Raw genomic sequence first — 21,512 nt, forward strand, 5'->3', positions numbered from 1 at the left:
ATGGACAGCGCGATGCTATTGGTTAGCAACTCGTCAGAGAGAGGAATATGGGAAAAGCAGCTTGCGGATATGGAGCAGGAAGACAGTGGATCATTTTTTACAGAGCATGCTGCTGAGCTTCGTTATCATGTTATTCAAAGATTTGACGGAGAGCGGGAAGCGAATCTGTACTTAGAACAACATTTAAACTTCGCGATATTCCGAGAGATGGCTATTAAGCATCAAATCTTGAATGTTTTACTCCTTATTCGTCGACTGGATTAAAATATCAGCTGCCCGCGCCTCAAATCGAAAGCAATATAAGAAAGTATGCGGAACAATCAAGCATCTTGCAAAAGCAGGCGGAATTACTCCAGCTAAGCAGATTGTCGAGCAGCTGCTCCGGGATTACCCGTCGCGCTCGGCGCTTAAGGAAGAACTGGTTAATCTTAAGCTCGCCTAAAAACAAGACCCTGCAAGACCCTGCGAAGGGTCTTGTTTTTTTGTCGTCCCATCCCGTTGCGCGGTCCATCTCCAGCGCTTTTATAAAATATTAATGGATCAAGCCTCCCATCCCGGCAGATAAACGTTCTTAGAACGACCGTCAAAGCCATATATTTGCTATATAAGCTTATTGGGGGGTGTGAGACATGGGGGTATTGATCACAGCCTTACTCGTATGCACCTCAGGCATGGGGTTTGTGTTATTTCGAAGGAATACGGTGCCTGAGAGCGGCGATGGTCCCTTTCAGGAAAGAAAGCTGTCGGTTATTATTCCGGCCCGTAACGAAGAGAGCAATTTGCCTTTTTTGCTGGGTTCCTTGAAGGCTCAGTCCTATAAACCGTATGAGATTATCGTGGTGGATGATCATTCCGGGGACCGGACGCGGGAGATCGCGGAAAGCTACGGCATCACCGTCATCTCGAACCCGGATCTCCCATCAGGATGGACAGGCAAGAACTGGGCGGTATGGAACGGTTATCTGCAGGCCGGAGGCGATATGATCCTGTTTCTGGATGCGGATGTCCGTCTTGCGCCCGACGCGGTACGCTCCTTGCTGGCCGTCAGAGAGAAGGAGGGCGGAGTCCTCTCGGTTGTACCTTTTCACGTGGCGGAAAAATTCTATGAGCGGCTGGCGCTTATCCCGAACCTGCTGGGCTTGTTCGCTTTTACGTCTCCCATGGAGCGGACAAACCCGGATAAAGGCTTATACGGCTCCTGTATTCTCGCCGCAAGGGAGGATTACGAGCGGGCGAAAGGGCATGAGAGCGTCAAAGGCGAGGTGCTTGACGACCTGAATCTGGGAGCCAGGTTTATCCAGGCCGGGGTGAAAGTAACGAATTATATCGGCCGGGGAATGGTATCCTTCCGCATGTATCCCGGCGGGATCAAAAGCGAGATTCAAGGCTTCAGCAAAGGGGCCGTGCTCAGCACAAGCAAGCTGCAGATCCGGACTACATTGCTCGTCGCCGGCTGGCTGCTCGGGCTGATTGCGGCGGAAGCGGCTCCTTTTGTCATTGGAACGTCCGCGTTGCTGCCTTTAGCCATCGGTTATGTGCTCTACACCTTGCAAATTTATTATTTTGTCGGTTATACGGGGCGCTTCGGTATCTGGCTTCCCGCTGTTCATCTGTTAAGCACAGTTTTCTTCTTGTACATTATGCTTTATTCGCTGTATCAGGTGGTTTTTCTGCGGAAGGTGGCCTGGAAGGGCAGAAGCATTGAGGTGGGGGGGCGTGGCAATCCATGATTATCGGATGGACGGCACTAGCGTTTCTGGCGGGGTCCTTGATGTTCTCGTATTGGATCGGCAGGATAAAGAAGATTAATCTGAAAACCTACGGAGACGGCAATCCGGGTGCGATTAACTTGTGGAAGGCAGCGGGCTACGGCTACGGCTTCGCCGGCATTGCGCTGGACTTTGCGAAGGGTTACCTGCCGATGGCCTTGATGCATCACGGCGACTCGGTTACCGGCTTCGCTATAATATTTCCCGCTGCGGCAGCTATCCTTGGCCATATGTTCTCGCCGTTTACCGACTGGAAGGGCGGCAAGGCGATTGCCGTAACCTTCGGGGTCTGGAGCGGGCTTACCGGCTTCGCTGCTTCTCTTGCCTATGCGATAATATTGGCGGTGCTGCTGTTGGCATCCCGACGGCTGAGCAAGGGCAGGCCTACCTCCCAAGAGACCGACGCCTTTCACGTGGTGCTGGGGATGCTGCTCTTATCCATCTATCTGGTGCTCGACCATTATTCCTGGCCCTATGTGCTTTTCGCTCTGATTAATTTTCTTCTGCTGGCTTATTCGCATCGGAAAGAGCTGATAGGCGTTAAGGAAACGAGCTAATTCAATTCAAGAAGCGAATATAAACAAAGCCCTTCTGCGATATCGCAGAAGGGCTTGTGCCGTCTTTTATTTTTGCTGAGGCTTTTTGAAGGTAAAGGCCTTGTGCCAGGTTTTGCCTCCGTCGGAGGATGTGTTCAGTACGGCTGCATTGGTTCCGTCCGTCGTGATGAACCAGATATGGTTCGCATCCGACGCGCCGATAAATTGCGTGCCGTAGCCCGTAAATTCAGACTTGCTGATCGTCCAATGCTTCCCGCCGTCCGTTGTTTTCATAATGGTGTTAGGTTTGTCGCAGGCCGAGCATTGTCCGCCCATAATCGCGGTTTGCGGATTTACGACATACAGGGCGCCAGGGGCTGCGCTGGTCATGCCTTTCGGAACCGAAGCATCGTTCATTGTAAAGCCCGGTGCCGGACCGGAGCCCGCGCCGTTCCTCACGATCGCCGGGAGCCAGGTTTTGCCGCCGTCCGTTGTGTGGAACAGCGAGTACGAGGTTTGCGACATGCCGGAGTCTCCGATGAGCTCTATCCAGGCATCGGTTGCCGCCGTGGAACGGATAATCACGCCGTTAGGCGCTGCTTCGGTCTTGCGTGTCATCACGGTGCTCCAAGTCTTGCCGCCATTCCCGGTATGCATGAAAAGAAGACGACCGTTCACCACTTGCACAGCCCAGCCGTTGTTCAGGTCATGGAAGTAGGCTTCACCGATCTCTTTGCCCGGCGTCTGCAGCTCCGTCCACGTTTTGCCGCCGTCCTTGGTCATCGCGTTGCCGCTGAAGGCCGTTTTGTCGTTCGTGAAATGAAGGAACCCGTGATTAGGCACGGTGCCCGCCTTCGTCCAGGATTTTCCGCCATTAGTCGATTGGATGAGAATCAGGCTTTTGGCATTGCTGTCGCCGATTGTCGCCCATACTTTATTGCTGCTAAGGGCAAAAATCTGGTTAATCGTCTTGCTGCCGGAATATTGCAGTTTCCAGTGAGCTCCGCCGTCATCGGTTCTTGCGATTTGGCCGTTGCCTGCTACCCAGCCCGTCTTCGAATCGGCAAGACGCAGAGCCGTAACATTGCCAATCTGAGCGGTTTGCTCATTGGTGCTAATTGGAGTCGGATTCCCGGAAGTACTGCCTCCGTCATTGCTTGGCTGCTGCGAAGCAGCGTTATCCGGTTCCGTGCTAGGCGCATTCGTGCTTGGAGTGGCCGAACCTGTGTCATTATTGTCAGAGTTTGACGTCTGGTTGGTGGCGTTGTTTGCGGGTGGTGTATTGGCCGAGTTATCAGCCTTCGAACAGCCTGCCAGAAGCAGGGTGAGACTTAGCGTTACAAGCAGAACAAGGGTGCTGATTTTTTTCATGATGTTCACCGCCTAATTTTTTATTAATAGCTTAACCTTCTCCCCCATAGACGAACCAAATTTCTTTAGTGTTGCAGGAAATTTTAGTGATAAAGTATTTTGGTCATTCGGTAGGGGAAATTCGACGGTAAAGTATTCGTTATCAGCCGATTACCCGCGCGGAATCGGCCGTTATGATGAAGCGCGTGCTGGTTGCGGCCGGACTTATTAATTCCAAAGCAACAAGGCCATGAAAAGAAGGCTATCCCCTCGGCTGGGGATAGCCTTCTTTTCGCTTCATCAAGCCTTTTTCTTGATCGGGATATAGATGTCCATCTGAATCTCCGGCAGCTCAGGACTGCTGCGCTCGTCGTACAGCTCGAACTCCGGCGTTCCGGCATGCTCATAGCCCGAATGAGGGAACCACTCGCTAAAGACCGTCATCCACGTATTCTGAATCGAGGAGGAGAACTGCTCGCGCGGCACCTTTGGCGTGGTGAACACGGCGTATTCGGCCCCGTCGAACTCGCGGCACACAAGACCTTCGCCTTCTACGCCGTCAAAGGTTTCCGCTTCCATTCCTATCAGGTAAGAGAAGCCGTCCGAACCCATATCGAAGTTGTAACAGATGCCAAGCTCGACCGGAGATTCCTTGTGCACGCGGTTCGGGATGTTTTTGTACAGCTCTTTCCGAATATACTCCTGCCAGAAGGCCGGAATCTCTTTATGATTATCTCCGTTTGCTCTTGTGCGGATCTCGTAGCCGATGACCTTGAAGGCAGGCTTGGTTATGATCTTGTATTCCATTCGTATTCCTCCTAAATAGGGATTGTACTTGCGCTGCAGCACGTTCAGCCTGGAGTAGGCAGGAGGCTTGATCGCCCGCTTGCGGTACTCGGCCGGCGTCATTTCGAACATGCGCTTGAAGGCGCGGGTAAAGGTCTCATGATTCTGAAACCCGGCATCGAGAGCGATATCAAGCAGCTTTGCATCCGAATAAGCCACCTGGTAAGCGGATATAGCGAGACGCCGCTTACGCACGTATTCCATCACGGTCTCTCCTGCCATGGATTGAAAGACCCGGTGGAAATGAAAGTCCGAGAGCCTCGCGACCTGCGCCAGCCGCGATAAAGAAAGCTCCTCGCCTATATGGGCTTCAATGTAATCAATCGTCTGCTGAATCTGCACCAGATAGTCCTGCTTCACTCGAATGCTGCCTCCTCGTTCTCCGGGTGACCTCATTGTATACGAATGGAAACCCATGTTCTTGATGATTCTTGCTATAGAAAAAGAAACAGCCTCCGGCGTTGAACCAGAGGCTGCTTTAAGCTTATGAAAGCTTCTTATGGCAGGATGTTGCCTGCCGCGCGGTAGATTTCGTACCACTCTTCGCGGGTAAGCGTAATGTCGGCTGCTTTCACGCAGTCCTTCAGACGCTCGATGTTCATCGAACCGATAACCGGCTGCATTTTGGCAGGGTGGCGGAGCAGCCACGCAATCGCGATCGTTGTGTTGCTCACGTCGTATTTGCCGGCAACCGCGTCGATCGCTTTGTTCAGCTCAGGGAACTTGTCGTTATCGAGGAATACGCCTTCGAAGAAGCCGTATTGGAATGGCGACCAAGGCTGAATCGTAATGTCGTGCAGGCGGCAGTAGTCCAGGATGCTGCCGTCGCGGTTGATCGCGGAGCTGTTCTCCATATTGACGTTAATGCCGTTCGAGATCATGTTCGCGTTTGTGATGCTGAGCTGAAGCTGGTTCGCCACGATCGGCTGCTTCACCGATTTTTTGAGCAGCTCGATTTGCATCGGGTTCTGGTTCGATACGCCGAAGTGGCGTACTTTGCCGGAGCTTTCCAGACGGTCGAACGCTTCCGCCACTTCATCCGGCTCAACCAGCGCATCCGGACGGTGCAGGAGCAGAATGTCGAGATAGTCGGTTTTGAGACGCTTCAGGATCGCATCCGTCGAAGCAAGGATATGCTCCTTCGAGAAGTCGAACATAACGCCAGGCTTAATGCCGCATTTGGATTGCAAAATAATATTTTCACGAACGCTGTCGTTCATATGAATCGCTTCCGCGAAGATTTCCTCGCATGTGCCGGCTCCGTAAATGTCCGCATGGTCGAAGAAGTTCGCGCCTTGCTCCAGTGCCGTTTGGACAAAACGCTCTGCCCCTGCTTTATCCAAGGAATTGATACGCATGCAGCCAACCGCAACTACCGGTACTTCAAGCGCCGTGCTTCCGAGTTTGATGGTTCTCATTGATAAGTCCCTCCTAAAATGGATGTTTACACAATTAGCGCGAATCGCGCTATTCGTGATCAATCTTCGTGCTGAATCGGACTGGATTGCCGCCAACTATGTAATCGGTTGCAAACTGACGGGATACAGACAACTGTCCCGCGTATCCTTCTCGATTGTGACACAGTTGATGGCTGGTTTCAAGGCATGGACTTAGGAAAGTTTGTTAAGTTTCTTTAGCGTTTACGTTACAATGTAAGGAGCGATAAGAGACAAGCAAACGACTTGGCGGGGGGCGGAAAGCATGAGTACGGCGCATAATATCGGGCTGGTACTGGAAGGCGGAGGCATGCGGGGCGTGTATACGGCCGGGGTGCTGGAGTATTTTTCGGAGCATAACGTGTATTTTCCCTATATGATCGGCGTGTCGGCGGGCGCTTGCATGGGGGCGAGCTATCTGTCGAGGCAGCTTGGGCGCAACCGGACCGTCAATGTGGAATGGGTAAGCGATCCGCGGTATATTTCTTGGAAAAACCTGTGGAAGAAGGGGCAGCTCTTCGGCATGGACTTTATCTTCGACGAGATTCCGAATAAGCATGTGCCGTTCGATTACGCGGCTTTCGAGCGGAGCCCGGAGGAGTTCGTCATTGGCACGACCGACTGCGAGACGGGAGAGACCGTCTATTATCGGAAAAGCGAACCGGAATTTGACCTGCTGCAGCTGCTCCGGGCATCCAGCTCGCTTCCTTTTATCGCGCCGATTGTGGAATATGGCGGGCGGAAGCTGCTCGACGGCGGAATCACGGATCCTATTCCTCTGCGGAAGGCCGAAAGCGACGGCTATACACGTAATGTTCTGATCCTGACGCGCAACGAGGATTACCGGAAATCGGCTGGCAAGTTCGGCTGGATCGCGCAGCGTGCCTACCGCAGCTACCCGAAGCTCGTAGAGAGGATGCTTGGACGGTATAAGCTTTACAACGAGACGCTGGATTATATCGCCGGGCAGGAGAAGAGAGGCGCCGTTTTCGTGATTCGTCCGCAAGAGACGCTTGCAGTGGGACGGATGGAACGGGATCCGGCGAAGCTGGATGCCTTGTACAAGCAGGGCTACGAGGATGCGAAGCGGTTGATGCCGCGGCTGCGGGAATGGATGGAAGGCTAAGCCGCGAGGATTGCGGGCGGAGCCGGATTTATTTTATAATCGAGTAGTAAAGGGAGGCGGTAACAATGGCAAATCAATTTGCCGGATTACGAATCAGCTTCATGCAGAGCCTGAATTAGGGGCGATACTTTGCATGGGGCGTACTTGAAGGATGGTCGCCCGGCTATCGTTTCTAATAATGGGCTTTGCACCTTATTTGACAGTAAGTCGATCAAATAAAATAAGGGGCTGACAAAGCAATGTGTACACCATTTATTAGAAACCATCAACTGAATTTGATTAAGAAGCAAGTAGGAGAGCTGCAGAAGGCTTGCAGTACGGTATCCGATCCGAAGGTTATTGCGTCGGTACGTTCCAACACGCCTTTTAAAGTGATGGAAGCATTCCCGGGGGCAACGGAGGCTGAGCAGAAGCTGCTCGAAAGCTTCGCGTCGTTGAATACCCCGCTGGAGTTTCAAGGTTATCTGAGGTCGCTTGAGGAATACGTGAAGCCGTTTGATGCCGTCGAGGAGAAGCAGCTGAAGAAGCTGTTCCCGAAGGCGAAAAAGCTGAAGGTTCCCGATCTCGCGGCAATCGATCTGCGTTACGTGACTTATCTCGGCTGGACGGATATCGCAACGAATAAAATGTATCTCGCGTATCATCTGAACGGACGGCTTGTAGGCGTGGAAGGCAGATTTACGCCCGTGCAGAAGAAGAGCGTATGCTTCCTGTGCAACCGGCATGAGGATGTGGCATTGTTCTCGGCCGTAACGAAGTCGAGGCCGGCTAATGCTTCGCCGGATTACTACAAAGCCATCGGAAATTATATGTGCGTGAACAGCGGGAGCTGCAACAACAATATTACCGATGTGACGGTGTTGGAGCGCTTCATTTCCGACATTGTTCTTTAATCGAATAGAGAGAAAGCCCGCCGGAGACCGGCGGGCTTTTGTTTGTTGTTAGGATCTCCGATGGCGCAGGCGGAACTGCTTGTATTGGAAGTACATGAAGCAGCCGAGGCAGAAGCCGCTTAAGGCGGCTATAACGGCGGCGGCCAGCATGCCAAGGGCGATGTAAGACAGAACCGTCAGCCCCCAATAATGCCCGGCAAGGGTGACAACAAGGAACAGAATCGCGAGCAGATTATTGAAGCGCAGAAGCTCGCGGGCTTCGGTTCGCCGGCTCTTCGGGAGCATGGGGGCGAACAGGCGGACAAACAGATTATATTTGACACCGTACGTACGGCTGACGAGCTGAACGGCCAGCGGCAGAATCAGAATCCACCATTGCTGGGTGATAACCGTTGCAATCACGCTTAAGAGAATGCCAAGCTGATTGCCGCGGACGCGATGCAGCGGCACTTCCTCGACACATTCGTAACTGAAATTAATCGTAGGTTGAGACATCATTAATCCTCCATTCACGCGAAATGGTTTTACGTCCTAATTATCCTCAGTATATAATAATTCTTAGTTTTCTTGTAGGTATTTAGGAAATTAATTTTGCTGAGAATATTTTGAGATTGACGCTCTTTCCAAAACTCATTAAAATGGAACGAGCGCAATTTTGTACGGCAGCTGACTGGAGGTATAACAAGAAGCTTATGAACTTGAAAACCATAGCAATTTGCCTGTATGTAATGCTTATTTATTGGCTTTCCCTGCACTTTTCTTTCCTGGACACCTTATTTTTTCCAACGCTTGGCGCGTTTAGCTTTCTGTTCTTATCCCGTTCTTCGACGATATCCGAAGTGGGCAAAGTCACCTTTGGCGCGGTTGTATCCTCTGTCATCGGGACGGTATTGTACTACGTTTATCCAAGCCCGATTTCGCTGTTTGTTAACGTCATTATCACCATCTGGTTAATCAACAAATTCAAATGGAATGCCCCGCCGATTGTGGCTGTGGCGCTGATCCCGTTCTTCTCGCACTCCACCCATCACTGGGCGATTCCGCTCTCCGTAGGCGTGGCGCTGCTTGGTCTCATGCCGGTGCTTTACCTTGCCCAGCAGCTTGAGAGCAGAAGAGCGCAGACTTATGAATCCTCCGAATCCACGGCCGCTTAAGGCAGGTGGATTTTTTGTGCCGTTAGCCGGAAATCCGTCATGGACAAATGATGGCGATAGTAGTAGCTTAGTAGGTAGTTTAAAGCTTTACCAATCCAACGAGAAGAATGAGATGATGATATGGGTATAGGACGACCCAGACTGAGAGGAAAGCATGAGGCTTTCCTGGAACGGCACTTCACGGGAGTGTCGATTGATTACCGGCAGATTATTGCCTTGTTTATTCCGATTTTGATTGACCAGGCGTTTATCGTTGGTCTCAACCTCGTGAACACGGCAATGGTCAGCTCGTCGGGCGTGGATGCGGTCAGTGCCGTCAACATGGTCGACTCGCTGAACATCTTCCTGATCAGCGTCTTTATCGCCGTATCGACCGGGGGAACGGTTGTTGTTGCGCAATACAAAGGCAGCGGCAATCATCAGATGGTATCGAAGTCCGCGGCGAGCTCCGTCTCGTCGGTTACGCTTGTCGCTTTTGCGATCAGCCTGATTGTCGTGGTATTTCATAACCAGATGCTTAATCTGCTGTTTGGCGCGGCTTCGCCGGAGGTGTTTCAAGAGGGCCGGACGTACCTGATCGGCAGCGGCTTGTCTTACGTCGGCATCGCCATGATGGAGGCGGTATGCGGGGCGCTTCGCGGCATCGGAAGAAGCCGGGCGTCGCTGATGCTCTCGCTTGTCATGAACCTGTCTTACGTACTGCTGAACATCGTCTTTATCAACCTCATGCATATGGGCGTGCTGGGCTTAGCCGTCTCCGTCAATATTTCGCGGTACGCGGCAGCCATTCTGGCTATTGTCTACCTCGTCAAGATCGATACGAACCTGCGGCTTCGCCTTCGGGATATGCTGTCGGTCAATTTTTCGATGCTGCGGAAAATCCTGTTCGTCGGGCTGCCGTTTGCGGCGGAGCAGATGTTCTTCAACGGCGGGAAGATCGTTACCCAAACGTTTGTCGTAAGCCTGGGTACGTTTGCTATCGCAACCAACGCCATTAGCGGCTCGCTCGCTAACGTCCTGCAGATTCCCTCCAATGCGCTGGCGATTACCGCCATTACGGTTATTGGCCAATGCATGGGGCAGCGGAACATAGAGGATGCGAGGAAGTTCACCCGATCCTTCCTATGGTTGTCCACGGCTTGCCTGTTCGTGATGGCTTGTCTGATGCTCCCGCTCTTCTACCCGCTGGTCGGGCTGTTCCATCCTCCGGCTGAGATTGTGGACGATATCTTCATTATTACGATCATTAATGCTCTGATGCAGGTTATATTCTGGTCCATCAGCTTTATTATGCCGTCGGCCCTTCGGGCGGCGGGCGACTCGAAGTTCACTTCGGTCGTATCGCTGCTGTCGATGTGGCTGTTCCGGATTGTGCTTGGTTATCTGCTTGCGATCGTATTCGACTTCGGCATCCTGGGAGTCTGGTTTGCGATGAACCTCGAGTGGGGCGTAAGGGGAGCGATCTTCCTCTGGCGCTTCCGCGGCAAGAAGTGGTACCGGCACCGGTTGATTGACTAGCTATTATAGATGAAAGGGGCTGTCCCATAAGCTGGGACAGCCCCTCAAGCTGAAGAGGCTAAGTCCAGGCCCAGAAGAAACCGTCCCGATCCCAGGCGATCCGTCCCTTGTGAAGCTTGCGGAAAGCCTTCTTCACTTCTTTTTCCAAGGAAACGTTCCCGTTCTCGTTCACGAAGATGTACTGCTCGCCAAAATGCCGCTTTACATGCTCGATCGCTTCTTCCTGGCGCAGCATTCCCCTAAACTTAATCTCATTAACCATCCACTCCGCGATTTGCTGCTCGGTTGTTGTTTCCAATTTCTTATGCGACCCCCAATACCTGATTGGCGTTATTATAACATGACTGGGTTAGAGCTCAAACAAATGCAAATTGTAGTTGCAAAGCAACCATGGAAATTCAACGTACCGCGAAAAATAAGGGGCTGTCCCGAAAGTCATGATCATGACGATGGGAAAGCCCCTTAATATTTAATCACGCAAATCTTAACGCTGGATCGGCTCGATCCGGTAAGTGCCCGCGGCGCCCGCAACCGGCTCGATGGACCAGCCGAAGGACAGCGCCGTTCTCAGACGCTCCAGCTGCTCGGGCGTAAGCTGTGCGGTTACGGCTTCTTGCCCGGCTTCAAGCTCGAGCTGAGGCTCGTCGCCGAAGGCGACCCAGATCCAGCTGCGGAGACCGCGCACGGTATTGTATTTGATCTGGTAGCCGCCCCGGACAGCCGCTTCAAACGTCTCCGGCTCTTTCTGGGCAAAAGCCGCCAGATCGCTATAGTTGAATTGGAAGATGCTATCATCCTTAGGGAGATCGGATCCCGCCTTCACTTTGGCAACAATCTCGTCATCCGACCAACCATGCCCCTTGCGTAGGGACTCCACAAGCAATGCATCCCATTGCGACAGCTTTACGATATCCGTCATTTGATTTCATCCTCCCTTAACGTAGCTCTATGAATGATCTTAAGGTAAAGCGACCCAATGTCCCGGGCTTGCTTCGCGCAGCACCGCAGCTTCTTCGGCGGCAGCATCCGGCTTATAGATGACCCGTTCAACCGAAGCGCGAGGATCCGGTACCGGAATAGCGGACAGCAGCGCCTTCGTATACGGATGAAGCGGATTGTCGTACAGCTCATCGCTGTCTGCAACCTCTACGAGCCGTCCGTGATACATCACGCCGATCCGGTCGGAAATATGCCGAACCATGGACAGGTCATGGGCGATAAACAAATAGGTCAGACCGAATTCAGCCTGTAAATCCTCAAGCATGTTAACAACCTGCGCCTGCACGGATACGTCGAGAGCCGAGATAGGCTCGTCGCAGACCACGAAGTCGGGGCGTACCGACAATGCGCGGGCAATGGAGATCCGCTGGCGCTGGCCGCCGCTGAATTCATGCGGGTAGCGGTACAGATGCTCGCGCTTGAGTCCTACCTTTTCGAGCAGCGAAGCGATCACTTCCTTACGCTCCTCCGCATCCTTGTACAGGCCGTGAATATTCATCGGTTCGCCGATCAAATCCAGCACGCTCATGCCGGGGTTAAGCGAAGAGTAAGGATCCTGGAAAATCGACTGAATCCGCCGGCGGAACGGCTTCAGCTGCTTCTCGTTAAGCTTCGAGATATCCTGGCCGTCAAACTTGACCGTCCCGTCCGTGTAGTCGTACAGCCGCAGAATAGAACGGCCAACGGTGGATTTGCCGCTGCCGGATTCCCCAACAAGGCCAAACGTTTCGCCCTTGTTGATCTGGAAGCTTACGCCGTCAACGGCCTTCAGCACTTCCGAGGTGCGGCCCCAGGCATCGCGGCTCTTCACGAAATGCTTTTTCAGCTGCTGGACATCCACCAGCACTTTTTTATCCTCTAACATGGGCAGCGCTCCCTTCAAGCTCCGGATTGCGCTCAAGTTCGGCCTGAACCTCCGCATCGTTCAGCCAGCAGAGGGCGCGATGGCCTTCGCCGATCTGGAAATGCGGCGGAAGCTCCGCGCATTTCGGCATCGCATGCGGGCAGCGATCCATAAACGGACAGCCCGGCGGCGGGTCGAGAAGATCCGGCGGAGAGCCTTCGATCGGAACCAGACGCTCGCGCGAGCCGCCTTGCCGCTGCGGTACCGAACGCAGCAGTCCCTGCGTGTACGGATGCTTCGAGTTATAGAAAATATCCTCTACCGTGCCTTCTTCCATCACCATGCCGCCGTACATGACGATAACGCGGCTGCATACCTGCGCCACTACGCCAAGGTCGTGGGTAATAAGCGCGATAGAAGCGCTCGTCTTATCCTTTAATTCCTTCAGCAGATCGAGGATCTGCGCCTGAATGGTTACGTCGAGAGCCGTTGTCGGCTCGTCGGCGATAAGCAGCTCCGGCTGGCAGGATAACGCCATCGCGATCATCACGCGCTGACGCATGCCGCCGCTGAATTCATGCGGATACTGCTGGACGCGGCGCCCTGGCTCGTTGATGCCGACCTGGCGGAGCATCTCAATGGCTTCCTTCAGCGCGGCTTCCTTGCTTAGACCGCGATGCCGGCGGATAACCTCCGTCATCTGATCGCCAATCTTTTTGACCGGATTAAGCGAGGTCATCGGATCCTGGAACACCATCGCGATCCGGTTGCCGCGGATTTGGCGCCATTTGCGCTCCGGCAAGCCGTTCAGCTTCTCGCCGGCAAAGGTAATGTCGCCGCTGATGATTTGTCCCGGAGGCGGAATCATCGCCATAATCGCTTTGGCGGTGACGCTCTTGCCGCTGCCGGATTCGCCAACGATGCCGATCGTCTCGCCTTGATCGATATGAAGGCTGACGCCGCGAACCGCTTTATTTTCTCCGCTGCGGGTATGGAATGATACTTGTAGGTTATTGACGGTTAGCAGCCTGTCTGCCATCTAACGTTCACTCCTTTCGGAAGGGGGCTCCCTTCGATTACCGCTTGCCAAGCTTCGGTTCGAAGCCTACGCGCAGGATATCGCCTAGAATATTAAAGCTGAGCACCGTCAGCAGAATGAATAAACCCGGGAATAACGCAAGGTAAGGCGCTTGCGCGATATAGCCCTGCGCATTGTTCAGCATGCTTCCCCATGTCGCGTTTGGAGCCTGCACCCCGAATCCGAGGAAGCTGAGCGAAGATTCCATCATAATTGCGGATGCCACGTTGTTCGTTGCGGCAACGATAATGACCGGAACCAGGCTCGGGAAGATATGACGGAAAATAATGCCCAAATGATTCTGACCGGAGGCCTTCGCATACAGCACGTACTCGCGCTCCAGAATCGTCATCGTCTCGGCCCTTATGATGCGGGACATGTTCATCCACATCAGAAGTCCGATAATGAGGACGATACTGGTCAGGTTCGGCTTCAGGAAGACGCTGAGCAGGAGCATGACCAGGAAGGTCGGAATCGACAAAATGACTTCGAGCAGACGCATCAGCAGGTTATCGATCCAGCCGCCGAAGTAGCCGCTGACAACCCCGACGATCGTACCGATCGTGGTTGCCAGAACCATGGCCGAGAAGCCAACCATCAGGGAGACGCGTCCGCCGTACAAGGCACGGGCGAAGTAATCGCGGCCGTAGTCGTCGGTTCCGAACCAGTGCGCGGAGCTAGGCGGCTTTAGGCGCTGCAAAGCATCCAGAGCATTGGGATCTTTGGGGGAGAGAAAAGCGAAGATCGCTCCCAGTATGAAAATAACGAGAATCGCGATTGCGACGATCCCCATTTTGCTTCGAACGAGCTCGAGGCCCGCATTTCGCCATTTGGTCCGATTCATGAGCTCACCTCGTTGATTTGATTCTCGGATCGGCGAATCCGTATAAAATATCCGCAAGCAAGTTGCCGATGATCAGAAACAAGGCGGAGAACAGCGTAATGCCCATAATAACGGGATAATCCATCCCCTTGACGGCCGTCATGCCAAGCGAGCCGATACCCGGCCAGGAAAAGACGGTTTCCGTCACGATTGCGCCGGTAACCAGATCCGCCATGGACATGCCGAGCAGCGTAATAACCGGCAGCAGAACATGCTTCATGACGTGGCGGAACAGCACTTGCCGGCGAGAAGCGCCAAACGCGTATTGAATCTGAACGTAATCTTCCTTCAGCTGGCCGATCGTACTGGAGCGAATGTACCGCACGTAGACGGACAGGAAGCCGAAGGCAAGAACGACGCATGGCAGAATGCCGTGCTTGATGACATCCCACGCCGAATGGACGCCAATCGTCCGCATGCCCATAATCGGAAGCCAATGCAGCTCAATCGCAAATAAATAGATAAGTAAAATAGCCAGGTAGAACAGGGGTACCGAGATACCGATATACGAGATCATGTTAATAATCTTGTCCTGCCAGCGATTACGGTTCGCTCCGGCAGTCAGGCCAAGCGGAATAGCAATCAGGACGGACAAGGCGATGGCGCTGCCCATCAGTCCCGCGGTTGCGGGCAGACGGTCCAGAATCTGATCCATTACCGGCTGGTGATTGACGAGCGAATAGCCCAGATTGCCTTGGAACAGCTCTTTGAGCCACAATAAATATTGAATGTAAGCAGGCTTGTCGAGCCCGAGATTATGACGGATGCGTTCAATATCCTCGGGATGCATGTTTGGCGTCACGAAGGATAGAACAGGGTCTCCAGGAGCCAGCTTGATTAAGGCAAAGCAGGCGATCGAGACGAAGAGCAAGAGCGGAATCGTCTGCAGTAAGCGTCTAGCGATGAGTTGTCTCATGCGATTGTCTCCTATGCTGTTTACGGCAAAAAATAATACCCCCAATGTCATTAAGTTAGCTTAATGACATTGGGGTAGCCTGAGCTATTTTTGCCTATTCCATATTTAATTCTTACCACAATAGAATTTGTAAGTTTGGGGACAAGTGAAAACTGAAATTCTATTTGGCGATAAAACCTACCTCTAAACGCGGTCGCTCATCTTGGAATGACCTCGATCGAGGTTTCTCATTTCATGTACAGCTTGGACGGATCTTCGAAGATAACGACCGGTTTCAGAACGGCTTCATTCAGGCCGCCGAAACGTTTGTCGATCGCAACGATTGTTTTGGTGTAACCGACAGGGTAGATAACGGCGTCATCCGCGATAATTTTTTGCAGCTGCTGATAAGCTTCGCCGCGTTTCGTTGCGTCAGCTTCGCCGGCGCCTTGGTCGAACAGCTTGTCTACTTCAGGGTTGGAGTAGCGAGCATAGTTGGAGTTCGAGCCTGTTGTGTAAAGAATACGGTAAGCGTCCGGATCATAACCCATGATGTAGCCGGCATAGGACAGCTCGTAGTCTTTCGATTTAAGGTCCGTGAACTTCTGGCCGTACGCGGAAGCGTCCATGCTTTGCAGTTCAACCGTGATGCCAACGGCCTTCAGCTTTTGCTGAATGTACAAGGAAGCCGCTTCTTGCGCTTTGTTGCCGCTCGATACGATGAAGCGGAGCTTCAGGTTGCTTTCGCCGGCGGAAGCCAGCAGTTCTTTTGCTTTATTTACATCGTTGTCGTACGAAGGAACGTCGTTGGTTTGGAACAGGCCATCCGGCGTTACGAACGATTTGGCAGGGTCTGCGTATTCGCTCGAGCCGTATACCGTCTGGATCAGCTCATCGCGGTTCAGAGCGTAAGAGATCGCTTGACGAACTTCTTTTTTCTTCAGGGCGCCAGTGTCGCTGTCTTCATTGAAGAGCAGGTAAGCCAGACGGCCTTCGGAGTAAGCTTGAATATCGAAGTTGCCGGTGCTTTCGATGGTGGATACGTCCTGCGGATCCAGGTATTTCACGTTGATTTCGCCGTTCTGCAGAGCCAGGTTGGCTGCATTGGCATCCTTCGCGATACGGTAAGTGATCGAATCCAGATGCGGCTTGCCGCCGAAGTAGTTATCGAAACGCTCAAGCGTTACGTACTCGCCTGTTTTGTACTCTTTGAACTTGAATGCGCCGGAACCGACCGGTGCGTTGTTTTTCGTGCTTTTCTCGATATTCGCTTCGCCTTCGAAAATATGCTTAGGAATAGGAGTTAATTGCACGAGAGTTGCCTCGAACGCCGGGTTTACTTGCGGAAGCTTAAATTCAACCGTTGTGTCGTCAACCTTAACCGCTTTGATCGGCTTACCATTAAGGATCAGGTTTTCGCGGAAGAAGCTGTTTTGTTTCTCGTCGAGAATCGTATCGAACGTGAAGACAACGTCGTCCGCCGTCAGCGGTTGCCCGTCATGCCATGTCAGGCCGCTTTTCAGCTTCAGGGTATAAGTCAGGTTGTCAGCCGAAGGCTCAAGGCTGTCGGCCAGGTAGAAGGTTTTCTTGCCGTTGTTCACTTGGAACAGCGGAGCGTAGAGAGCTTGGTCGATTGTCAGGCTGACGCGGTCGCCTGCGTAAATCGGGTTAAGAACGACAGGGTCGGCTTGTACGCCCAGAATCAGGTTGCCGCCGTCCTTCGCTTGATCGGCTGCCGCCGTATTCGAAGGGGATGCCGAAGAATTGTTTCCTGCAGTGTTGCCGCCATTGTTGTTGCCGCTGCAAGCACTGATGATTACTGTTAGAATAATGAGGGTAAGTAAAGCGGGAATGCTTTTGCGCATGTTTCTATCCTCCAGTTTGTCTGTGGTGTTCTAATGTATTATATAATACATCGGATTACTCGGAATTACAATCTTTAAATTTCCACAACTCAAATTTTCAAAATCAAAAATTTTGCTTGGCAATAAATCCTTCCATTAAGCGCGGTCGCTCATCGTGAATAAGCTTCGATAAAGGATTTATTATATTTCTCTCATTATGCTCCAAAATGCTGGAACTGTCGATGCAAGAAACCTCCTGTTATTCCTGGATATGACAAGGTTTCCCTAATGCTGGGTGATGTTATTCAGAAATTTAATGTAACCTTTACAACGGCTCCAACGTTTGTAATAACGAGCAATGCTTGCGAAGCAAGCTTTGGGCAAGTGATAGGGGTTAGTCAATTAAAAAAGAGCAATTTCCTTTTAGGAGGTAAAGTATGAAAAACAAGAGCATCACAACGAAATGGACCATTCTGCTGAGCAGCACAGTGCTGGCGGCCTGTCTATTATCGGCCTGCAACAACAATAACTCGAATACGAATGCGAACTCTTCGCCAAGTCCAACGGTATCGGCATCGCCAACCCCGTCGGAATCTGCTTCGCCGGAGGTTGCAACCAAACAAGGCAAAGGTGAATTTGTCGGCTTGGCCGATTCTCATACGGTTGAGATCACGGTGAACGGCGAATCGGCGGCTTACCAGCTGGGGGAAGGAACGGACAGCGCGGTGGCTGCCCTTAAAGAAGGCGATAACGTAAGCTTCGAGTATACGGAAGCGGCTATCGAGGGCGACGCGACGGCGAAGCTGCTCACGATCACCAAGATCGAGAAGATGGAGAAGTCGGCTGAAGACATGCCGGCGCAAGAGCTTCCTGCGACAAAGGATTTCAAGCTCCAGCTCGAAGGCAATGAAGAGACGCGCACCGGTACGCTTGCCAAGGGCGACGGCTATGCGCTCTACATCTTTGAGCAGTTCAAGTTCGACGCGGCTGCTAACAAGCTGATCATGAATGTAGACAACAACTATTATGTAGAGATTAGCAAGCTGCCGGAAGGATTCAAGCTGGACGATGTGAAGGCGGATGCGGAGAAAGAGCTCAAAGCCGTAGGCGATGTGCAGACGATGGATCCGAAGGAAGTCAATTCCATGATCGGCGGCGTCGACCTGATGGTCATTGGCCGCAGCGATAAGCTGACGAAGGAAGTTATCGTGAAAACGGTAGACGGCGCAAGCTTCCTGTTTAAAGTGAACATGCCGGTAGGCGAGCCGAGTGAAGGCTTCGGACCGCTGGCGTTTGCCTCGATGGGTTCAATTGCGGCGCAATAAGGGTAATAGGATAGGAACAGCCTCCGGGGAGCTTAGCGCTCTTCGGGGGCTGTTTTTAAGTTGCAATCGCATTCATTTCCGTGTAGAATACGCCCAAGTTAAGGTATAATGACCTAGGAAGTGAAGGGGGGGTGTGGATGGAATATCAAATAGACATCGATTTTAAGCCGCTGAACGAAGCGATCAGCAGTTTGCATACCTATATTTGCCGGAAATCGCATAAGAAGCTTGATCTTTCGGCAAGCTGGGCACAGGAAACGCGTGCTAGGCTTACGCCGGAACTTGCTAATTGGCTGGACGAGCTTTCTATTGACCAGGAGTGGAAATTTGCGTTTCTGCTTGTTTATTTGAGTCCGGAGGCTGATGTTCCCGGCTTTGTGAATTGGCTCTCTAAACAAAGCACAGGTGAGCTGTATGAAAGGATGTCACCCTACAGCAGCAGTTTTCCCGTAGACATGAATGCTTTTAAAGCTAAGCTCCTGAAGCTGTTCACTCTATGGCAGAACCAATACTTCGAGGGGATCAGCCCGGAAATATTGAGGAGCCTGGAGGAAGTTGCGGCGGAGAGAAGAGCGGTTCAATCCACCACTCCGGCCTGGCAGTTCGTGGACGAGACAACGAATGGACTTATATTTGAACCTATAACGGATCTTAATAAGCTTGTTCTGATTCCTCAGTATCATTTTCAGCCTATCAATATCGTATCGCACTTTAATCAGCTAACGCTTTGCTACTACTCCGCGAGAGTGGATCTTAGCGATGACGATTTCATGTCAGCCCATGATTATCGGATATTAAGAAGTCTGGGAGAGAAGAGCAGGCTGAAGATTCTGCGTTACCTGCATCAAGGACCGCGGACTTTCATCGAGATACATCGTTATCTAAAGCTATCCAAGGGGATCACGCACGATCATATCTCCAAGCTGCGCAGCGCGGGACTGATTCATGCTCATTTCGAAGGCGAGAACCTGACGCTATACAGCTTGCGTGCCGGTGCTCTTGATCGGTTGCAGCATGTGATTATGGATTATATAACCGGTAATTAGCGAAATTTATAATGCCGCTTTCCCTAACTGGGGTAAGGCGGCATTTTTGTTATTTTCTTTATTTCTTTTTTGGAAGAAATATTTTTTAGTTCTCTCTTTACAGAACTGTCTCAGGTTTCTATAATAGGGACTAACGATTCCAATTCATAGTTCTTTAATCGGAATTAAGAGGAGACTCTATTGTACATTATGGGAGGGTATTTATGAAGAAGTTAACTTTAGCCACTACATCGGTCGTTCTTGCCGGGACCTTGCTCCTGGCTGCGTGCTCCAATAATGGCAACGGGGGCAGCGGCAACCAAGCGCCGGCGAATTCGCCGGCAGCCAGCAATACTTCCGCTTCGCAAGATTCGGCAGAGACGATTCAGGCCAGCGACATCGGCAAATTGCCCGATCAAGCGAAGAAGCGGACGGATACGATTATCGTCGGACTTACCGACCCTAGCGGTGCGTTTACTCCTTATTTCCAACAAAGCGGCTATGACGGGAATGTTTCTTCGCTTCTCTATACCCCGCTTGTTACCGTGGATGACAAAGGCGCCCCTCAGCCAGGACTGGCCGAGAAATGGGAAGTATCGCCTGACAGCTTGACCTATACGTTCCACCTGCGCAAGGACCTGAAATTCAGCGACGGCTCTCCGCTTACTAGCGATGACGTAGCTTTCACGTGGACGATCCTGAATGACAAGTCGTATGACGGCGATTCGCAGGTTAATACGCTCGGCATTAAAGGAAGCGCGGCTTACAAAGACGGAAGCGCGACTTCTATCGAAGGAATCAAGGTAATTGATCCGCAGACCATCTCCGTCACGTTGGAAAAGCCGAATGCCGCTGCTCTTGTGCTGCTTGGTTCCGATGTTCTGTCCAAAGCTTACTACGGCAAGGACTACAAGCAAGGCGATCTGGGTTATATGAAGCAGCTCAGCTCGAAGCCGCTTGGCACCGGCCCGTACAAGCTGGAGAAATTCCTTCCTGGTCAAGAGGTTCGCTTCACGGCCAATGACAACTATTACGGCGAGAAGCCAAAGACCAAAAACTTCATTTACAAAACATCCGAAGGCGATACGTGGCAATACCTGGAGACAGGCGAGGTTGATTATGCATCCTTCAGCGCTACTACCGAAAATATAGACAAGCTGAAGTCGCTCGGCTTCGTTAATATCGTTCCGTATACACCAAGCACCTACAGCTACCTGCAGCTTAATTTCGAGCACAAGGCGCTTGATGATAAGAAGGTACGCCAAGCTTTAACCTACGGTCTTGACCGTCAAAGCATCTACGTCGATGCCAACCAAGGGGCAGGCGTTGTGGCTAACATTCCGTCTTCGCCAATCTCGTGGGCCTATACGGAAGATAACATTAACCCTTACAAATTCGACACGGAAAAAGCGAAGTCGCTTCTCGATGAAGCCGGTTGGACCGTTGGTGCGGGCGGCATTCGCGAGAAGGACGGCGAGAAGCTGAAAATCCATTATCTCGGCACAAAGAGCAAGAACACGGATATCTTCATCGCGGTTGCCAAAGAAAACTTTGCGGCGCTGGGCGTCGAGTTTGAGCCTGAAGTATTCGCCGATTTCAACTCGCTGGTTTCCAAGGTCGAAGGCGGAGACTATGATATGGTGTCCTTCTCGACACCGCTTCTGACGGATCCTTCCGACGGTTTGTTGCAATTCGTAGACGGCGAGATTAAAGGATACGATAATCCGAAGTTCAAGGAGCTGTACGAGAAAGGCCTTGCTACAACCGACATCGAGGAGCGTAAGGAGATTTACAAAGAAATCTTCCAGCTGCTTAACGATGATCTTCCCGTTATTTTTACCAACTACAAGAAGAGTGTCTATGCTTATAACGCAAGAATTGAGAACCTGTCCATCAGCCCATTCTACGGATTGGCGTCAAGCCTGCCGAATTGGAACCTGAAGTAAAAATAATGTCCCCTGCCCGGACCTGTTGCCGGGCAGGGGATGTGA

The 21,512-nt window shown here is 52.0% G+C and carries 21 protein-coding genes; 10 read left to right on the forward strand and 11 right to left on the reverse strand.

Features of this window, described 5'->3' with window-relative positions; genetic code table 11:
- Window positions 1-232 precede the first annotated feature (232 nt).
- From FHT67_RS12380 to FHT67_RS12390, 3 genes are all read left to right on the forward strand, one after another.
- Window positions 233-442, forward strand: a complete 210-nt coding sequence (locus FHT67_RS12380) for a hypothetical protein (RefSeq protein WP_167198528.1) — start codon at window positions 233-235, stop codon at window positions 440-442.
- A gap of 187 nt (window positions 443-629) precedes the next feature.
- Complete coding sequence (locus FHT67_RS12385) at window positions 630-1,730, forward strand: glycosyltransferase (RefSeq protein WP_167198531.1); 1,101 nt, start codon at window positions 630-632, stop codon at window positions 1,728-1,730.
- Window positions 1,727-2,326 (forward strand): glycerol-3-phosphate acyltransferase, encoded by a 600-nt coding sequence (locus FHT67_RS12390; protein ID WP_167198534.1) that lies wholly within the window; start codon window positions 1,727-1,729, stop codon window positions 2,324-2,326. Before FHT67_RS12385 ends, FHT67_RS12390 begins: the two co-directional genes overlap by 4 nt.
- A gap of 66 nt (window positions 2,327-2,392) precedes the next feature.
- Here the strand turns inward: FHT67_RS12390 and FHT67_RS12395 are convergent, their stop codons facing one another.
- The 3 genes from FHT67_RS12395 to FHT67_RS12405 all read right to left on the reverse strand — a co-directional run bounded on the left by FHT67_RS12395 (window position 2,393) and on the right by FHT67_RS12405 (window position 5,919).
- Window positions 2,393-3,676 (reverse strand): WD40/YVTN/BNR-like repeat-containing protein, encoded by a 1,284-nt coding sequence (locus FHT67_RS12395; RefSeq protein WP_167198536.1) that lies wholly within the window; start codon window positions 3,674-3,676, stop codon window positions 2,393-2,395.
- A 279-nt stretch (window positions 3,677-3,955) separates the two neighbouring features.
- Complete coding sequence (locus FHT67_RS12400) at window positions 3,956-4,861, reverse strand: AraC family transcriptional regulator (protein ID WP_132312754.1); 906 nt, start codon at window positions 4,859-4,861, stop codon at window positions 3,956-3,958.
- Between the two features lie 137 nt (window positions 4,862-4,998).
- Window positions 4,999-5,919: an aldo/keto reductase gene (locus FHT67_RS12405; protein ID WP_132312756.1), complete on the reverse strand. Its 921-nt coding sequence runs from the start codon at window positions 5,917-5,919 to the stop codon at window positions 4,999-5,001.
- Between the two features lie 283 nt (window positions 5,920-6,202).
- On the opposite strand from FHT67_RS12405, the gene FHT67_RS12410 reads away from it, so the two are divergent.
- Both FHT67_RS12410 and FHT67_RS12415 read left to right on the forward strand, forming a co-directional pair.
- A complete protein-coding gene (locus tag FHT67_RS12410) occupies window positions 6,203-7,063 on the forward strand; it encodes a patatin-like phospholipase family protein (protein ID WP_167198542.1) in 861 nt (286 codons plus the stop codon).
- A 239-nt stretch (window positions 7,064-7,302) separates the two neighbouring features.
- On the forward strand, window positions 7,303-7,956 hold the full coding sequence (locus FHT67_RS12415) for a FusB/FusC family EF-G-binding protein (protein ID WP_132312760.1): 654 nt from the start codon (window positions 7,303-7,305) through the stop codon (window positions 7,954-7,956).
- A gap of 48 nt (window positions 7,957-8,004) precedes the next feature.
- Here the strand turns inward: FHT67_RS12415 and FHT67_RS12420 are convergent, their stop codons facing one another.
- Window positions 8,005-8,451, reverse strand: a complete 447-nt coding sequence (locus FHT67_RS12420) for a DUF4395 domain-containing protein (protein ID WP_132312762.1) — start codon at window positions 8,449-8,451, stop codon at window positions 8,005-8,007.
- 203 nt (window positions 8,452-8,654) lie between these two features.
- On the opposite strand from FHT67_RS12420, the gene FHT67_RS12425 reads away from it, so the two are divergent.
- Both FHT67_RS12425 and FHT67_RS12430 read left to right on the forward strand, forming a co-directional pair.
- The gene (locus tag FHT67_RS12425) at window positions 8,655-9,110 is read left to right on the forward strand and encodes an HPP family protein (protein WP_165930829.1); all 456 of its coding nucleotides are present in this window, start codon (window positions 8,655-8,657) and stop codon (window positions 9,108-9,110) included.
- A 120-nt stretch (window positions 9,111-9,230) separates the two neighbouring features.
- A complete protein-coding gene (locus FHT67_RS12430) occupies window positions 9,231-10,628 on the forward strand; it encodes an MATE family efflux transporter (RefSeq protein ID WP_167198544.1) in 1,398 nt (465 codons plus the stop codon).
- Window positions 10,629-10,686: 58 nt separating this feature from the next.
- On the opposite strand, the gene FHT67_RS12435 is transcribed toward FHT67_RS12430, so the two are convergent.
- From FHT67_RS12435 to FHT67_RS12465, 7 genes are all read right to left on the reverse strand, one after another.
- Window positions 10,687-10,926, reverse strand: a complete 240-nt coding sequence (locus tag FHT67_RS12435; RefSeq protein ID WP_481856702.1) for a DUF6953 family protein — start codon at window positions 10,924-10,926, stop codon at window positions 10,687-10,689.
- 186 nt (window positions 10,927-11,112) lie between these two features.
- Entirely contained in the window at window positions 11,113-11,547 is a 435-nt protein-coding gene (locus FHT67_RS12440; protein WP_132312768.1) for a hypothetical protein, read from the reverse strand.
- Window positions 11,548-11,586: 39 nt separating this feature from the next.
- Entirely contained in the window at window positions 11,587-12,492 is a 906-nt protein-coding gene (locus tag FHT67_RS12445) for an ABC transporter ATP-binding protein (protein WP_132312770.1), read from the reverse strand.
- Window positions 12,479-13,510, reverse strand: a complete 1,032-nt coding sequence (locus FHT67_RS12450) for an ABC transporter ATP-binding protein (protein ID WP_167198547.1) — start codon at window positions 13,508-13,510, stop codon at window positions 12,479-12,481. The genes FHT67_RS12445 and FHT67_RS12450 overlap by 14 nt, the downstream gene beginning before the upstream one ends.
- A 37-nt stretch (window positions 13,511-13,547) precedes the next feature.
- Window positions 13,548-14,393: an ABC transporter permease gene (locus FHT67_RS12455; protein WP_132312774.1), complete on the reverse strand. Its 846-nt coding sequence runs from the start codon at window positions 14,391-14,393 to the stop codon at window positions 13,548-13,550.
- Between the two features lie 4 nt (window positions 14,394-14,397).
- On the reverse strand, window positions 14,398-15,348 hold the full coding sequence (locus FHT67_RS12460; protein WP_132312776.1) for an ABC transporter permease: 951 nt from the start codon (window positions 15,346-15,348) through the stop codon (window positions 14,398-14,400).
- A gap of 227 nt (window positions 15,349-15,575) precedes the next feature.
- Window positions 15,576-17,192 carry an ABC transporter substrate-binding protein gene (locus FHT67_RS12465; RefSeq protein WP_132312778.1) on the reverse strand — a complete coding sequence of 539 codons (1,617 nt, stop codon included), beginning with the start codon at window positions 17,190-17,192 and terminating at the stop codon, window positions 15,576-15,578.
- 416 nt (window positions 17,193-17,608) lie between these two features.
- Between FHT67_RS12465 and FHT67_RS12470 the strand changes: the two genes are divergently transcribed.
- From FHT67_RS12470 to FHT67_RS12480, 3 genes are all read left to right on the forward strand, one after another.
- Complete coding sequence (locus FHT67_RS12470) at window positions 17,609-18,496, forward strand: hypothetical protein (RefSeq protein WP_167198550.1); 888 nt, start codon at window positions 17,609-17,611, stop codon at window positions 18,494-18,496.
- Between the two features lie 137 nt (window positions 18,497-18,633).
- On the forward strand, window positions 18,634-19,542 hold the full coding sequence (locus FHT67_RS12475; protein ID WP_132312782.1) for an ArsR/SmtB family transcription factor: 909 nt from the start codon (window positions 18,634-18,636) through the stop codon (window positions 19,540-19,542).
- A 203-nt stretch (window positions 19,543-19,745) separates the two neighbouring features.
- Entirely contained in the window at window positions 19,746-21,467 is a 1,722-nt protein-coding gene (locus FHT67_RS12480; RefSeq protein WP_132312784.1) for an ABC transporter substrate-binding protein, read from the forward strand.
- The last annotated feature ends 45 nt before the right edge of the window (window positions 21,468-21,512 follow it).

It is taken from the genome of Paenibacillus sp. BK720 (assembly GCF_011761545.1).
Classification (GTDB): domain Bacteria; phylum Bacillota; class Bacilli; order Paenibacillales; family Paenibacillaceae; genus Pristimantibacillus.